General features: G+C 37.0%; 15 protein-coding genes. 5 read left to right on the top strand and 10 right to left on the bottom strand.

The features are described from left to right. Window positions 1-7 precede the first annotated feature (7 nt). Complete coding sequence (locus tag VK90_RS02585; RefSeq protein ID WP_048370251.1) at window positions 8-1378, bottom strand: UDP-glucose dehydrogenase family protein; 1371 nt, start codon at window positions 1376-1378, stop codon at window positions 8-10. 452 nt (window positions 1379-1830) lie between these two features. On the opposite strand from VK90_RS02585, the gene VK90_RS02580 reads away from it, so the two are divergent. From VK90_RS02580 to VK90_RS02570, 3 genes are all read left to right on the top strand, one after another. After that, window positions 1831-2904, top strand: a complete 1074-nt coding sequence (locus VK90_RS02580) for a glycosyltransferase family 4 protein (RefSeq protein WP_048370249.1) — start codon at window positions 1831-1833, stop codon at window positions 2902-2904. Between the two features lie 219 nt (window positions 2905-3123). After that, window positions 3124-3861, top strand: coding sequence for a polysaccharide deacetylase family protein (locus VK90_RS02575; RefSeq protein ID WP_048370247.1), 738 nt, complete (start codon window positions 3124-3126; stop codon window positions 3859-3861). Window positions 3862-3965: 104 nt separating this feature from the next. Continuing rightward, window positions 3966-6644 carry a PRD domain-containing protein gene (locus VK90_RS02570; protein WP_048370245.1) on the top strand — a complete coding sequence of 893 codons (2679 nt, stop codon included), beginning with the start codon at window positions 3966-3968 and terminating at the stop codon, window positions 6642-6644. 92 nt (window positions 6645-6736) lie between these two features. On the opposite strand, the gene exsM is transcribed toward VK90_RS02570, so the two are convergent. Next, window positions 6737-7150 carry an exosporium regulatory protein ExsM gene (gene exsM, locus VK90_RS02565; RefSeq protein WP_048370243.1) on the bottom strand — a complete coding sequence of 138 codons (414 nt, stop codon included), beginning with the start codon at window positions 7148-7150 and terminating at the stop codon, window positions 6737-6739. Window positions 7151-7339: 189 nt separating this feature from the next. Here exsM and VK90_RS02560 point away from each other — a divergent pair, with 189 nt between their 5' ends. Further along, window positions 7340-8521 (top strand): chromate transporter, encoded by a 1182-nt coding sequence (locus tag VK90_RS02560; RefSeq protein WP_048370241.1) that lies wholly within the window; start codon window positions 7340-7342, stop codon window positions 8519-8521. 193 nt (window positions 8522-8714) lie between these two features. On the opposite strand, the gene chbG is transcribed toward VK90_RS02560, so the two are convergent. The 8 genes from chbG to VK90_RS02520 form a co-directional block, all read right to left on the bottom strand. Further along, window positions 8715-9422: a chitin disaccharide deacetylase gene (gene chbG, locus VK90_RS02555; protein ID WP_048370240.1), complete on the bottom strand. Its 708-nt coding sequence runs from the start codon at window positions 9420-9422 to the stop codon at window positions 8715-8717. Between the two features lie 50 nt (window positions 9423-9472). Continuing rightward, window positions 9473-10798: a 6-phospho-beta-glucosidase gene (celF, locus tag VK90_RS02550; RefSeq protein ID WP_002174227.1), complete on the bottom strand. Its 1326-nt coding sequence runs from the start codon at window positions 10796-10798 to the stop codon at window positions 9473-9475. A gap of 3 nt (window positions 10799-10801) precedes the next feature. Beyond that, the gene (locus VK90_RS02545) at window positions 10802-11125 is read right to left on the bottom strand and encodes a PTS lactose/cellobiose transporter subunit IIA (protein ID WP_025148178.1); all 324 of its coding nucleotides are present in this window, start codon (window positions 11123-11125) and stop codon (window positions 10802-10804) included. Window positions 11126-11307: 182 nt separating this feature from the next. After that, on the bottom strand, window positions 11308-12615 hold the full coding sequence (gene celB / locus VK90_RS02540) for a PTS cellobiose transporter subunit IIC (protein ID WP_048370236.1): 1308 nt from the start codon (window positions 12613-12615) through the stop codon (window positions 11308-11310). Between the two features lie 16 nt (window positions 12616-12631). After that, a complete protein-coding gene (locus VK90_RS02535) occupies window positions 12632-12934 on the bottom strand; it encodes a PTS sugar transporter subunit IIB (RefSeq protein WP_048370233.1) in 303 nt (100 codons plus the stop codon). Window positions 12935-13330: 396 nt separating this feature from the next. After that, window positions 13331-13648, bottom strand: coding sequence for a PTS lactose/cellobiose transporter subunit IIA (locus VK90_RS02530; RefSeq protein WP_002174231.1), 318 nt, complete (start codon window positions 13646-13648; stop codon window positions 13331-13333). 9 nt (window positions 13649-13657) lie between these two features. Then, on the bottom strand, window positions 13658-14959 hold the full coding sequence (celB, locus tag VK90_RS02525) for a PTS cellobiose transporter subunit IIC (protein WP_002174232.1): 1302 nt from the start codon (window positions 14957-14959) through the stop codon (window positions 13658-13660). A gap of 14 nt (window positions 14960-14973) precedes the next feature. Next, window positions 14974-15276 (bottom strand): PTS sugar transporter subunit IIB, encoded by a 303-nt coding sequence (locus VK90_RS02520; RefSeq protein ID WP_033719674.1) that lies wholly within the window; start codon window positions 15274-15276, stop codon window positions 14974-14976. 224 nt (window positions 15277-15500) lie between these two features. Here VK90_RS02520 and VK90_RS02515 point away from each other — a divergent pair, with 224 nt between their 5' ends. Further along, the gene (locus tag VK90_RS02515) at window positions 15501-16718 is read left to right on the top strand and encodes a dicarboxylate/amino acid:cation symporter (RefSeq protein ID WP_048370231.1); all 1218 of its coding nucleotides are present in this window, start codon (window positions 15501-15503) and stop codon (window positions 16716-16718) included. The last annotated feature ends 40 nt before the right edge of the window (window positions 16719-16758 follow it).

Below are 16758 nucleotides of genomic sequence, written 5' to 3'. Positions count from 1 at the left end.
AGACTTTTTAACGAATAATAGAAATATTACTATTACAAATGTTTTTTCGCCCAACTGAGTAATAATCTATCCCATGCTTCTTGGCATCCTCATTAGTATAACAATTTCTCCCATCAAATAGAATAGGTTCTCTCATAAGCTGTACATACTTTTCTAACGGATAAGTTCGGATTGATTCCCATTCTGTTACGATAAAAACTACATTCGCTTCTCTAATCGATTCATCTATACATCCAGCGTATTGTATAGTCTTCCCAAATAAATCTTTTACTTTTTGAATTGCTTGCGGGTCATATAGAACCACATCCGCACCCATATTAATTAATTCTTGTATTATAATAAGGGATGGCGCTTCCCTAATATCGTCAGTATTCGGCTTAAACGCTGCGCCAAGAACTGCAATCCGCTTCTTATTCATATCCATTACTTTCTTCGCTTTTTCAACCAATAACAACTGTTGTTTATTATTCACTTCAATGACCGCTTTCAACAAACGAAAATCATGAGAAACATCCCCTGCAATTTGCACGAGTGCTTTCGTATCTTTTGGAAAACAAGATCCTCCGTATCCGATACCCGCTTTTAAAAAAGATGCACCAATTCTCTTATCCATCCCCATTCCTGTAGCTACCTCTAATATATCTGCACCCACTTGCTCACATATATTCGAAATTTCATTAATAAAACTAATTTTCGTAGCTAAAAAAGCGTTAGATGCATATTTAATCATCTCTGCACTTCGAATATCTGTAATATACGTTTTCAAACATAATTCACTATATAAATTCTCTACTTTTCGTGCAACTGCCTTACTATTTGCTCCAATTACAATACGATCACCATGAAAAAAATCATACATACCAGAACCTTCTCGTAAAAACTCTGGATTCGATACGATATGTAATTCATGTCTGCCTTGTAACTTCTCCTCGATCCATCCCTTCATTACATCATTCGTACCTACAGGAACCGTACTTTTCGTAACAACAATAATATCGTTATTCACATATGTTCCAATATCATCACAAGCACTACGAATATACGTTAAATCTGCTGTGCCATCTAATAAAGATGGCGTTCCAACTGCAATAAATATAAATTCTGCCTTATTAAAAGCCTTCGATTTACTTGTTGTAAAAGTTAAATGGTTCTTCTCATATGCTTCATTTATTAATTCATGTAAGCCACATTCATAAATAGGTAACTCCCCTTGTTTTATCCGTTCAATTTTTTCGTTATTTATATCAAAACACGTAACCGAATGTCCTAATCTCGCCAATCCTACCCCTGTAATCAATCCAACATATCCGGTACCTATTATCGTAATTTTCATTTTCCTTTCGCACAGGAATATACAAAAGAAAATATACGAATACATAGAATTCTCCCTGTGCTTCCCCCTCTCACAATAAGAATGAGAAAACTCTTTTACTTCTTTATTATATGAATTATCTTTTTTATTCTTTTTTAAGATTTTGTAAAGTTAAATGATGTAATCTATCTCAAATGTAAATTTCCATATTTTAACACGGAACTTACTCATTTTTACGTGCAACACTTATAATAATACTGAAGTAAAAATACTCTTTATAGACGAAGCAAATACAATGTCATATTACAAGTCACAATATGAATAACCTTCTCAAGCGATTCAATATTCCATATACCATTGTCATATATTTTATTCACTTCCACTTACCGTTAAAAGAAAAAAAGATTGAATTCTAATCTTTTTGTGATACCATATGTTATGAGCCTGCAAATAAACATCATAATTTTCAGATAAATACGCTAAAAAAATTACGTTAAACTATAAAGGGTGGGGTATTAATGGACTCACAAGTGATTTATGCCATTTTGGCATCTTTCATCACTGTACTCGTCGTTACTCCTTTAGTTATTAAATTAGCTTTTAAAATAGGAGCAACAGACAAGCCAAACGCGCGTAAAGTACACCAAAAAATTATGCCTCGTCTTGGCGGGTTAGCAATTTTCATCGGTGTAGCCGTAGGATTTGTTGTCGGTGGATTATACGAACAAAGAATGCTATCGATAACTTTAGGTGCTATCATCATTGTTATCATCGGGATTTTAGATGATATGTACGAACTATCTGCGAGGGTAAAATTCGGTGGACAACTACTAGTTGCCATCATGATTGTAAAAAGTGGATTATTAGTGCAAGTATTATATATTCCAATCCTTGGAGATACTGAACTCGGATGGCTCGCTTATCCAATTACAGTATTTTGGATTGTAGGTATTACAAATGCCATCAACTTAATTGATGGATTAGATGGATTATCCGCTGGGATTTCATCTATCGTACTTGCAACGCTAGCATATATGGCCTTCACTAGTCCGTGGGGCACTGGAGCGGCTATTATATTACCTCTAGCGCTGATTACATTAGCAAGTACAATTGGATTTTTATTCTATAACTTCCATCCAGCAAAAATTTTCATGGGAGATACAGGAGCACTATTTTTAGGATACTGTATTTCTGTTATATCGTTACTTGGATTATACAAAAGCGTAACGCTATTCAGTTTTATCGTTCCAGTTATCATTTTAGGTGTACCTGTATTTGATACGACATTTGCAATCATCCGCCGTATCGTCAATAAAAAACCTATTTCAGCACCAGATAAATCGCATTTACATCACCGCTTACTTGCAATGGGATTCTCTCATCGTAAAACGGTACTAATTATTTACGCATTTGGTATTTTCTTTAGTATAAATGCAATCCTTTTCACTAGTGCGACATTATGGTTATCCATTATTCTTCTTTTCGTTTTAATCTTCTTTACAGAAATCATTGCTGAAGTAATCGGTCTTGTACACGAACGTTACAAACCAATTATTTCCTTCTATAAAAAAGTAAAAAAACGCGAAGACTAATTGTAGTATAGCCTTTACTATTATGAAATATTCAAATAGCATCCTCTTTCTTGGAAGAGGATGCTATTTTTTTGTTTTTTACTCCTTATTCCCTATTTCCAAAATATAGATTGTTTGAGAGTCCCTCTATTGGAGAAAGATATACGTATAGCAAAGATAATGAGGAAAATATCAAAATTTCTTTTTTACATCTTGATTGTCAAACTGAGGGTGAATGTTATGATCAAGCGAGTATTTCAATGTATAATTTTATTTTCAACTATTACTATGTACGCATCATCGAATACAGAAGCGACTATGGCCATTCCAGCAGAACATCACCAAACTACTCAAACCAACTCTCCTATACAAAAGATTGCGTACTTAACATTTGATGACGGACCCAACAAATATACAACACAAATTTTAAACATTTTAAAAGAGAAGAATGGCAAAGCAACTTTCTTCGTCATCGGTGGGAAAGTACCACATTATCAAAAAACAATGCATCGGTTGATTCAAGACGGACATTATATCGGACTTCATAGTATGTCACATGATGTAAAACGTCTTTATACTGGCGATCCCTCTGTTTTAATTGCAGAAATGGAGCAAGCTCAAAATATCGTCCAGCAAGTTACGAATTTAAACACACATCTCGTTCGTGTCCCGTACGGTAGTATGCCTTATTTAAAAAAGAATTACCGCGACGCACTCGTATCTGCCCAGTACAAAATGTGGGATTGGACAATTGATACATACGACTGGAAAAGCTATGATAATCCTTCCGCAATACTAGAAAGAGTACGAAATCAAAGCGATGAACAAGTGGAGGTTATTTTAATGCACGATTCTAGTGTCACAGTACAAATACTTCCAGCAGTAATTGATTATTTGCAATCACAAGGGTATAAACTACTTCCATACAATCCATCTTCCCATCTTGAAGTGAATTTTTGGAAAGACACAAGATTGTAACAGCTTTAGTGCCTATGTACTAAAGCTGTTTTATTTTTCTCTTCCCACACTTCCCATTTTTGTGTAAAATTTTAAATAGTGATGAAGTTTCGAGGTGAATAGAAATGAAACGAATAGATCTCATTTTTAACGCAATACAAAAAGGGAATTATACAGAAGGTGTAACAGCATCAGAACTCGCTACACTTCTACAGTTAGACCGTGCAAATGTTAGTAGCGATTTGAACAAGCTTGTGAAAGATGATCGTTTATTAAAAACGAGTACACGCCCTGTTCGTTTTTATATAGAAACGAATACTTCATTGGAAACGCATTCAACAAATGGCACTTCACTAGATACATTTGCAATTGAAAATACAAGCCTAAAAATTGCAATTGAAAAAGCGAAAGCTTCTATTCTCTATCCTCCAAACGGTATGCACACTTTACTACTTGGAGAAACAGGTGTCGGGAAATCTATGTTCGCTTCTTTAATGCACGAATACGCAATTGAAGTAGAGCAACTTCCAAAAGGAGCACCTTTTATCGTCTTTAACTGTGCTGATTATGCAAACAATCCACAACTACTACTTGGACAGTTATTTGGGATAAAAAAAGGAGCTTACACAGGTGCCAGTGATCAAAAAGGGTTAATTGAAAAGGCACATGAAGGTATCCTCTTCTTAGATGAAGTCCATCGCCTGCCTCCAGAAGGACAAGAAATGCTCTTCACATTTATTGACCGCGGAGTATACCGCCGCCTTGGAGAAACAGAGAACGAGCGTAAAGCACAAGTATTAATCATTACTGCAACAACAGAAGAACCAAACTCATTTTTATTAAAGACATTTACAAGACGTATTCCAATGACCGTTACGCTTCCACCACTTCGTGAGCGAACGCATAAAGAACGCTTTGCTTTACTACAGCTATTTTTCACAAATGAAGCGATTCGTCTCCGAAAAGAGATTCATGTTAGTCCAAATGCAATGCGGGCTTTCGTTTTTTACAATTGTCCAAATAACATTGGCCAATTGAAAACAGATGTACAAATTGCCTGCGCGAAAGCTTATTCTGATTTCGTAACAAAGAAACGTGATTCTGTCGGTGTTTCAAGTACAGATTTACCTTGGTATATGAAAGAAGGACTATTTATTGAAAGAAAGAGCCGTCATCTATATCAAATACCAAATGAAACATTTGTATTTACAGGTGATGAAGGTTGGAGTAAGCATAAAACAGAACCGGAAGGAAGCCGTTCTTCCATTTACGATTATATCGACCATAAATACGAAGAACTTCAAGCACGCGGCATTGAAGAAGAAGAATTAGAATTACTAATAGAAAATGATATTCAAAGCTTTTTCGTCCAATATTTTAACCAAATGTCTAAAAAAACAAGTCATGAAAATGTTTTTAAAATTGTGGATCGTAATATCGTTTCCGTATGTGAAAAAATTGCGGAACTAGCTGAAAAACATTTATCTAAGACTTTTGATGAAAAAGTATTTCTCGCTTTAAGTTTACATGTACAGACAACTCTACAACGTTTACAAGGTGGGAAACAAATTCACAACCCACAATTAAATCAAATTCGTACGAAATATAAAGAGGCTTTTTCCGTAGCTATGCAATGTATTCAGCTGTTAGAGGAAGAATTACAAATAACAATGCCTATTGATGAAGCGGGCTTTTTAACAATGTTCTTCGTTGTTGATCCAATTCCTGCCTCACAAACAGAAGTGAAAGTATTAATATTAGCTCACGGTAATGGCATCGCAACAGAAATGGCAAACGTTGCAAACGAACTTCTCGGTATTGATGAAGTAACGGGTATTGATATGCCGCTTCATGAATCACCGAAAGATTTCTTAGAGCGTGTTAAAGTGTATATGAAAACACTTCAACATGTAAACGGGCTTCTCTTACTTGTTGATATGGGATCGCTCGCTTATATCGGTGATATATTAGAAACCGAGTTCAAAATTCCTGTACGTGTTCTTTCTATGACGAGCACACCGCACGCCCTAGAAGCTGCCCGAAAAGCTCAGCTCGGTTATTCATTAGATGCACTATATGAAACAGTGAAGAACTTAACACCGTTCTATTTAAACGTGCAGGAAGAAAAGAAACAGCCACTGTCGCCAATGAAATCCGTTATTTTAACAGCTTGTTTAACTGGTGAAGGAAGTGCTTTAGCAATTCAAAAAATGTTAGAGAACTATTTACGATTTGATAAAGACTTAATTGAAATTATTCCGATTAGCATCGTCCACGAAAAAGATTTAACGAAAATGATTGAAAACATTAAGAAAGAGCGCAATATCATTTGCATCGTAACGAATTTTAATGTACAAGTACCGTGCTTAACGTATCATTTCCAAGACATTGTGAACTACACAGCTATTCAGCCAATTCAAGAATTGATCACGTACGAGGAAACATATGCAAAAATGGCTGATATTCTTGAGCAACAAATGCAGCGTAATGATGGTGCATTGCTCATTAAAACAATTCGTTACGCATTAAATACAATTCAAGAACTCATCTCCTTGCAGCTAACCCCTGATAGTTTAATGGGTGTTATTTTGCATATGAGCTGTATGGTTGATCGTCTTCAAAAAGGAGAAAGTCTTCTCCCTCATCCTGAAAAAGACAAACGAAGACAAGATGAGTACTGGATGTATATGAAAGTGAAAAAAGCGTTGCAACCTATTGAAAATACATTTGAAATACAAATACCAGATGACGAAGTATTTTATGTAATGGACTTCTTTATCAAAAATCAACCTGTAAAAAATTAAACTAGGCGATTTTTTAAATATATCGATTTACCAACAGCACCCATTATAATTAGAAAAGGCTGTTCCAAAATGTTTTTGGACAGCCTTTTCGCTTACTTCTTTACTTCCCTTATTCTCCCCCTTATTTCTCCTTTTTTAAACGACTTTGTATGAACATTTACATACACATTTGCTTGCATTATTTCTTGAAGTAAGCTGTCAAATGCTCTCCCCTGTAAAGGCCCTTCAAAATCCTCCACTTTGGCTACACCAATAACGACTCCTTCATTCACACTAATTCCTTGCTTTAGCGGACCAAACAAACTTAAAATAACTGGACCAATTTGATCCTTTTTCCCTAAATGAATTTGGCATGATGTAACTTTTTCAATATTTTTCAATATGACCCGATATTGCAACTTCTTTAAATTCTCACTAAAAATGAACTCAGTTACACCATAAGCTTCTGTATTTACAGGAGGTATTTCCCTCTTCCCTGTTAACCTAGCAAAGAAATGTGTTGTCATACAGGCATTCTCCTTATATAAATTTCCCAGCACTACTTCTACTACTTTATGGTTTAGACATAATCATTTATGACTTTTTCAATTTATAATTACAATTAAAAGATTCACAAAATCTTTACATCAAAATCGTTTCTTTCACTTTACTGCCTCTTGTATAATGCACATAGAAAAACATTTTTGGAGGTTCTTTTGAAAAATAACAACTACTCTTTTCAAGCTCTTATAGAGATTTTTCTCGTATCATTTAAATTAGGACTTACTTCGTTCGGGGGCCCTGTCGCCCATCTCGGTTACTTTCATCATGAGTACGTACAAAAAAGAAAATGGATGGATGAACGAAGTTATGGGGACTTAGTGGCACTGTGCCAATTCCTTCCCGGGCCAGCTAGCAGTCAAGTTGGTATGGGGGTTGGATTATTACGCGGTGGATTATTAGGGGCCGTCATTTCTTGGATCGGCTTCACTCTACCATCTGTGCTCGTTTTAGTTTTCTTTGCTTCATTTCTTAACCAGTTCGAACTTGGTAGCACTGGCTGGATTCACGGACTGAAGCTTGTAGCAGTCGCAATTGTTGCTCATGCAATATGGGGAATGGCTCAAAAGTTAACACCGGACCGAAACCGTGCAACAATCGCAATTGTAACTGCCGCAATCGCCTTATTATGGCCAAGTAGCTGGACACAAGTCATTCTCATTATAGTATCTGGCTTTATCGGTTGGTTTTTATATCGCGATCAATCCGTTAGCCAAGCAAATAAAATAAACGTGCCTATTTCAAAAATGGTTGCAATTTCCTGTCTCATCTTATTCTTCGGACTATTAATACTACTACCAATGTTACGACCGTACTCTTATTTTATCTCTTTATTTGACAGCTTCTATCGCTCTGGTGCACTCGTATTCGGAGGAGGGCACGTCGTACTTCCCCTTCTTGAAACTGAGTTTGTACAAAACGGGATGATGACTAAAGAACAATTTCTAGCCGGATACGGATTAACACAGGCAGTGCCAGGACCACTATTTACATTCGCCTCCTATATAGGAGCAGTGCTAAATGGAACAATGGGAGCTACGATTGCAACCATCGCTATCTTTCTTCCTGCCTTCCTGCTCATTATCGGCGTTTTACCATTTTGGGACAGTGTAAGAAGGTTAACTTACATACAAGGTGCACTACTTGGAGTGAATGCAGCCGTTGTTGGTATTTTACTAGCAGCCTTTTATGATCCAATTTGGACGAGTACAATTATGAATTCCGTAGATTTCGTTTTTGCTTCTCTTCTTTTTTGTTTACTCGCTTTTTGGAAAACACCACCTTGGATTATCGTTATACTCGGAGCATTCGGTGGATATGTTCTGTCCATTTTATAAAGTGAAACTTTAATCAGAGGGGGTTTTGTCCACCCCCCTCTGATTATTAGCCTTCACCAATCGGGCTTTTACGGGCAGTTAATCTCCCACCTAACTTCCTTGCATTTGCCGAATTTTGAGGTGTGAGTCTTACTGCCCGTTAATGCGGGGTAAATCTAAAAAACGACGGCCCTATTTAGCCGTCGTTTTCCTATTAAAACTTCACAAGCTCCATTCCCTCAGGCAACTCGCTCTCCGTTAAAATACGCAATTCTTTCACACGATCCATTACGTAAGAAGAACGTTTCACAAGCTCTGGATCAATATAAGCTGGATGCACCATAATTTCTACCGTTTGTTCGTCCTGTACTCTTTCTTTTAACTTCACAAAATAATCTTCCTTCACACCGTCAGCGTAAAAATCACTGTAAAACACATCGGAAAATGGGTGCACAGCTCGCTCTTTCTCACAACGACGAATCGGAACATTATATTTACTTGCTAATCTCTCAAGAACATCATGTAAAATCGGTAACCCATGCACATGATGATGACTATCCAAATGGGTTGGTGCTAATCCGTACGATAAAAATTTCTCAATTTGAGCAGTCCATTCTCTTTCTACCTCTTCTGGATTTATATTCCCTCCCCATACGACGCTTTGTTTATGAAACAATCCATCATCGCTACTTACAAGTGATGGTATGTCCCCAAGAAGCGGTTCTCCTGCCGTTAATACAAGATGCACTCCTATCCCTAACGTTTTATACTCTTTCGCTAAACTTACAGCATGCTCTGTCCCTGGCATATTCATCATCATCGTCGTTGAGTTTACAAGTCCATTTATATGTCCAGCAATAATTCCATAATTCGTCCCTTCCGTAAGACCGAAATCATCTGCATTTACAATTAATTTAATCACTTATATCCCTCCTACTAATATAAGAAAAAAGCGGGCTAAATAGCGCCGCTTTACTTCTCTACTTTCTTAAAGAACTGTGGAAGATGTTCTTTATGTGCTTCCAACATTTCATCTAAAATTTGTTTTGCAACTTTATCTGATGGTACAAGTGGATTAATTGTCATAGCAAGTAGCGCCTTATGATAATCCCCTGTAATAGCAGCTTCAATTGTTGTACGCTCAAATGATTTAATTTGCTGTACTAAACCGCGAACTGATACTGGTAAATCTCCAACCGCAATTGGTTTTGGACCTTCCTTCGTAATAATACAGTTCACTTCAACAGCAGAATCATGTGGTAAGCTTGCAATTGCACCGTTGTTTCTCGTATTAACAGGTTGAATATCACCTTTATTATTGTAAATAGACGTAATTAAGCTACATGCTGCATCACTATAATAAGCTCCGCCGCGTTTTTCTAATTGTGGTGGTTTAATGTCTAAATTCGGGTCTTTATATAACTCGAATAAATCATTTTCTAATTGTTTTACTACTTCTGCACGTGTACCTTTTTCAATCGAAGCTTCTTTCTCTTCTTCTAACATTTCACGAGTTTTATAGTAGTAACGATGGTACGGACACGGAATAGCGCGTAGACCACGAATGAAATCTGGCTCCCAGTTAAGCGCAGCGATATTTTCCATCGTAATTTGCTTTTCTGGATCTGTTACAAGCTCTAATACACGATCCATTACACTTACACCATCTAAGTATACGTCTAATCCATATACCATATGATTTAAACCAGCGAAATCAACGTGCACGCGACTTGCATCTACTTCAAGCAATCTCGCAAGACCCATACGAATTCCGATTGGAACGTTACACAGACCAACTACTCTTTGAATGTTCGTGTAGCGAAGTACAGCTTCTGTTACCATACCAGCTGGATTTGCGAAGTTAATAAGCCATGCATTTGGACATAGTTCCTCCATGTCCTTACAAATATCTAAAATAACAGGAATCGTTCTCAGCGCTTTAAATAAACCACCAGGACCATTCGTTTCCTGACCAATTACATCATATTTTAATGGAATTGCTTCGTCCTTTGCACGTGCTTCTAATAAACCAACGCGAAGCTGCGTTGTTACGAAGTCAGCACCCTTTAATGCCTCACGACGATCAAGTGTTAAATGAATATCAATTGGTAAACCTGATTTTTTCACCATACGTTTCGCTAAGTTACCAACGATTTCTAACTTCTCTTTTCCCGCTTCAATATCTACTAACCAAATTTCACGAACAGGAAGCTCATCATAACGTTTAATAAATCCTTCAATTAACTCTGGTGTATAACTAGATCCACCGCCGATTGTAGCAATTTTAATTCCAGTCATGCTTTATTCCCCTTTCGCTTCTAGCTTTTTATAAAGGTCGATAAATTCTGCTGCTAATTCTTTTACTGTAATAGAATTCATTAAATGATCTTGCGCATGAATTAGAAGAACACTAATTTCTGTTTTTTCTCCTCTTGCTTCTGATTGTATGAGCTCTGTTTGGAAATGATGCGCTTCATTAATCGCTTCTTTCGCCTTTACCATCGCCTCATCTGCTTCCGCCATTTTCCCCTGTTTTGCGAATTGCAATGCCTCCATTGCATAGCTTCTTGCATTACCACTATTTAAAATCAATTGGAATGGAATTTGTTCTGCTGTAGTCATCATAATTACCGCCCTCTCTATAAGGTTCAACCGATTTAAATGCCCCTTCAGTTTGAACATGTCTATTAAATTATTATTTTATTAATCATAGTTTGGTGTTCTTGTAGATGTATTCCATCTTTTTGAACATGATATAAAGGTAATTGTTCTCACAGACAATATTGTCTGTGAGAACAATTTTTATGTTACATAGGTAAAGAATTACCATTTCCTTGTGCTGCTGCTTTTTCAGTACGAACAACAGAACGGTCACATAATACAACGAATGGGTAATAGATCACCATCGCAATCACAAAGTTGAATAACTGTAGAATTGCACCTGAAAGATGTCCACCTGTTACAAGATAACCACTAATAATTGGTGGTGTTGCCCATGGAATCATCGCAACTGTTTTTGGTACCCATCCAATAGATATAGCTGTGTAAGAAGTAATTACTAATACAATTGGTGTTATGATAAACGGTAAGAATAAAATTGGATTTAAAATAATTGGTGTACCAAATATTACTGGTTCGTTAATATTGAATGCACCTGGTCCAATTGATAAACGAGATACACCGCGTAATTGTGCACTTTTCGCTACAAGTAATACAACTACTAAGAATGCTAATGTTGCACCAGAACCACCTAGATACACGAAAGTATCAAAGAATGGTTTTGTAATAATGTTCGGAACATCAAATGCAGATGTGCCACCTTGGAATAACTTAATATTTTTCTCTAATGCCGGTAAGTATAATGGCTCAATAATACCACCAACGATATTTGGACCATGTAAACCGAAGAACCAAAGAAGATGAACAAGGAATACAATGACAATTGCACTTGGTAATGTCCCTGCTAAACTTTGCAATGGTAATTGGATCGTATTAAAGATGAATTCATGAACACTTGTACCAGCTAATTTCACTGCCAATTGAATACCTGCAACTGCTGTTAAGATAACAAATGCTGGCACTAAAGCTGCGAAAGATCTTAAAACTGCCGGTGGTACTCCATCTGGCATTTTAAAAGTAATTTCTCTTTGTACAAAGAAACGGAATACTTCAGTAACAAGAAGTGCCACGATAATTGCTACGAATAACCCTTGTGCACCTGTCCAAGCTAAGTTCAATCCGCCTTCTTTCGGTGTTGTTGGTGTAAGAATAATTAACGCACCAAATGAAATAATACCTGCTGACAAACCATCAACGCCGTAAGATTTTGCTAAGTTATAACTTGTTGTAAATGCTATGATTAGTGCTAGAATTGCGAAAGAACCGGTCCACATTCCACCGCCAACTTGTTTCCATGTTTCACCAAACAAACCTTTCATGAAATCTTGGAAAGCTTCAGATGGAAAACCATTAATTAGTGATGCAAGTGCACCAACTAAAATAAGTGGCATAACTGCAATAAATCCATCACGGATCGCAGCTAAGTGACGTTGCGATCCAATTTTACCAGCGACAGGAACAATATATTTCTCCATAAATGCAATAAACTTTTGCATTTCGCTTCCCCCCTAATTATTTTTTAAGTGTTAATGCGTGATCTAAAACTGCTTCTCCATTCATCATGCCGTAGTGCATTGGGTTAATAACATCGATCCCAACATTTTTCTCATCAGCAAGCGTTTTCATTGAAGAAAGCATGTAACGAACTTGTGGTCCTAGTAATAATACATCTGCTTCATCGATATTGTTTTTTACTGCATCCCCAGATACAGCCCAAATCTTTCCATCTAGACCGCGAGCTTTTGCAGCTGCTTCCATTTTTGTAACTAGTAAACTTGTAGACATCCCTGCTGAACAACATAATAAAATATTCATTTCTGAATCCCCCTTGTGTAGTATAAAAAATTTATGTTTATTTATTTATTTTTCTTTACGCTATTTATTAATGCAATTAGCGTGCCAACTTTTTAAAACGCCCAAAATCAGCGTTTTTTCGAGCAATTCTTTTGTGTGTTACCGCTTTCAAATAGTGTGTTATCGAAAAAACACACAGTGTGTTATAAAACAACACGCTTTTAACACATAACTGTATGAAAATAGATTAGTGTTTAGTTGTCTAGTTATGTTTAAAACAAAAAAACACTGAAAAAATTTTTTCAGCGAAAATTATTTCTTTATTTTAACCCACTATTTAGTGATGTAATGTTTCTCTTCCAATATAATGTGGTCTTCGTTTCTTAAAAACATAAAAAAACCTTGCATAAGCAAGGTTCATTCAGCTACTGACATCTTCCTATATAATTCTACAAACTCACTCGCCAATTCCTTCACTGTAATTGCGTTCATTAAATGATCTTGCGCATGTACCATCAGCAGGGTAACCTCTGTCTTTTCCCCGCCAGCTTCTTTCTGTATGAGCTCCGTTTGTAAGCGGTGCGCCTCTTGCAATTCATTTAAAGCTTCTTGTAGTTTAGCTTCCGCTTCCTTAAATTCACCGCGCTTAGCGCAATCAATTGCTTCCATTGAACAACTTCTCGCATTTCCTCCATGCAAGATTAAATGAAAAACTTTCATCTCTATCGTATCCATTTCAGTTATTTACTCCCCCTTTTCTTCCGCTACTTTTTGTTTATCCCATATTTTTAAGAATGGTAAATAAATAAAGAATGCAAGTGCAAAGTTAACGAGCTGCAAAACAACTCCTGAAATTTTCCCACCTGATCCTAAATATCCACTAAAGAGAATAGGTGTAGTCCAAGGTACAGCAGCTCCGCTCGGACGTGCAACCCATCCCCATTCCATTGCAAAATAAGAAACAATCGTTAATACGACTGGCACCAATATAAATGGAATAAGTAAAATTGGATTCATTACTATCGGCATACCAAAAGTCACCATTTCATTAATATTAAAAATACCTGGTGCAATCGACAATCGGCCTATACTTTTTAATTGCTGACTTCGCGCAAATAATAACATTCCTACAACTAAAGCAAGTGTTGCACCAGAACCGCCCATATAAATCCATAAATCAAAAAACTGCGCAGTAATCGTATTCGGTACGTCTTGCCCAGCCTGAAATGCAATTCGATTTTGATCCATTAATGACAACCAAATCGGACTCATTACACCACCAACAATTGCAGCGCCATGAATTCCGCACGCCCAAAGTACATGGACAACGATAACTGCGATTACTGCACCCCAAAGGCTAGCTCCCAGTACGCTAAGAGGCTCCTGTAGAAGCTTCCCTACAACATTATGAATGCTACCGAAAGTCGTATGTTCAAAAATCAATCTAATTATCCAAACAACCGTCACAACAATAAAACCTGGAATAAGCGCAGCGAATGAACGCGTTACTGCTGGCGGAACTGTCTCTGGCATTTTTATAATCATCTTTTTTTGAACAATAAATCGATAAATTTCAGTAGATATAATTGCAATAATCATCGCCACAAACAAACCTTGGCTTCCCATTAGTGCAGCTGGTATAACTCCATCTACAAGTACACTTTCCTTTGTATTTGGTATCATATACATAACTTGGAACGGTGTTGCAAGCAAAAATGATACAAGTGACAATGCACCAGATGCTAAAGCATCCACTTTATAATACTCACCAAGCCTGTAAGCGATTCCAAAAACAGCTATTAAAGACATTATATTAAAAGTTGCACTGACTGGGTACCCCAAAGCTTTCTGCCAATTCTCCCCAAACAAGCCTGCCATAAAATCATTATATCCTGGTATTGGTAAAGCACTAATTATAAGAAAAAAAGATCCAATAATCAAGAAAGGCATCGTCAAAATAATTCCATCACGAATCGCCTGCAAATGTCTCTGCTCGGCAACCTTTCCTGCTACTGGCATCACATATTTCTCTAAAAACCCAATCATCTATCCCACTCTCCTCATGGTTTCATTGACAAAGCTGCTTGCAAGATAGCTTCTCCATTACAAAGTCCGTAATGGACGGATTGAATGACATCAACAGGTATTCCTTTTTCCTTACATAACTCTTTCATTTTCGGTAATAAATAACGTACTTGTGGCCCAAGTAAAAGTACATCTGCATCATCAATATGATTTCGCACTTCTGAACCTGATACAGCCCAAATTTTCACCTCTATCCCCATTCCCTGTGCCGCTTTCTCCATTTTCGTAACAATCAAACTGGAAGACATTCCCGCTGCACAGCAAAGCAAAATATTCATTCCACTTCCCTCCCCTTTTTCTAAACCTAAGTTATGGCCCATCCCTTACCACCACTAGGTTACAAATATATATGTCTAGATTTCCTGCTGTATGCCGAGCTTAAAAACAAAAATTTCTCGGTTTTCACGCTATTCTATCTATCTGTATTTTCCTAGTAAAGAGGACCCTAACTCGCTATAATAATTCCGTATGATTTTTTTACAATCGATAGGAGGGTATATTAATGAAGGCATATCGCTTTCCACTTATTTTATTATCTTCCATCCTAATTGGTGGTTTCATTGGTTATTTCATGGGTGCTGATGCAGTTGCTTTAAAGCCGCTTGGTGACATTTTCTTAAACTTAATGTTTACGATTGTTGTACCTCTAGTTTTCTTTAGCATCGCGTCATCTATTGCCAATATGGATGGACTAAAGCGTTTTGGTAAAATTATGTCTAGTATGGCTGGAACTTTCTTATTTACAAGTATTTTAGCTGCTATTTTTATGATTATCATCGTGAAAGTATTCCCGCCAGCACAAGGTGTTGTATTAGAACTAACACAGCCTGATAAAGCTGAAAAAGCTGTTAGCGTCGCTGATCAAATTGTCGGTATCATAACAGTATCAGACTTTTCAAAGTTACTATCTCGCGAGAACATGTTAGCACTTATTTTCTTCTCTATCTTAATGGGGATCGCAACTTCAGCAGTTGGCGAAAAAGGAAAACCATTCGCTACGTTTCTACAAGCTGGTGCAGAAATTTCAATGAAAGTTGTATCTTTCATTATGTACTACGCTCCAATCGGACTAGCTGCTTACTTCGCAGCATTAGTTGGTGAATTCGGACCACAACTTCTTGGAACTTACTTCCGAGCGGCAATGGTATACTATCCAGCTTCTCTTATTTACTTCTTTGTATTCTTTACATTCTATGCATACCTTGCAGGTCGCAAACAAGGTGTACAAGTATTTTGGAAGAACATGGTTTCTCCTACTGTTACCTCACTTGCAACTTGTAGTAGTGCCGCAAGTATTCCGGCGAACTTAGAAGCAACGAAGAAAATGGGGATTTCTTCTGACGTTCGTGAAACAGTTGTCCTTCTTGGATCTACACTTCATAAAGACGGATCTGTTTTAGGTGGCGTATTAAAAATTGCTTTCTTATTCGGTATTTTCAACATGGAATTCGAAGGACCGAAAACATTAGCAATCGCACTTGTCGTTTCTCTATTAGTAGGAACAGTAATGGGTGCAATTCCAGGCGGGGGTATGATTGGTGAAATGTTAATCGTTTCTCTATACGGCTTCCCTCCAGAAGCGTTGCCAATTATCGCAGCAATCAGTACAATCATCGATCCTCCTGCAACGATGTTAAACGTAACAGGAGATAATGCTTGTGCCGTAATGACAGCTCGCCTTGTAGAAGGTAAGAACTGGATCAAAAATAAATTTGCTTAATATATACAAAGAGGATGCTCGTTTTGAGCATCCTCTTTTT

This window comes from Bacillus sp. LK2 (assembly GCF_001043575.1).
Taxonomy (GTDB): domain Bacteria; phylum Bacillota; class Bacilli; order Bacillales; family Bacillaceae_G; genus Bacillus_A; species Bacillus_A paramycoides.
This window is presented reverse-complemented; position numbering and strand designations above follow the sequence as displayed.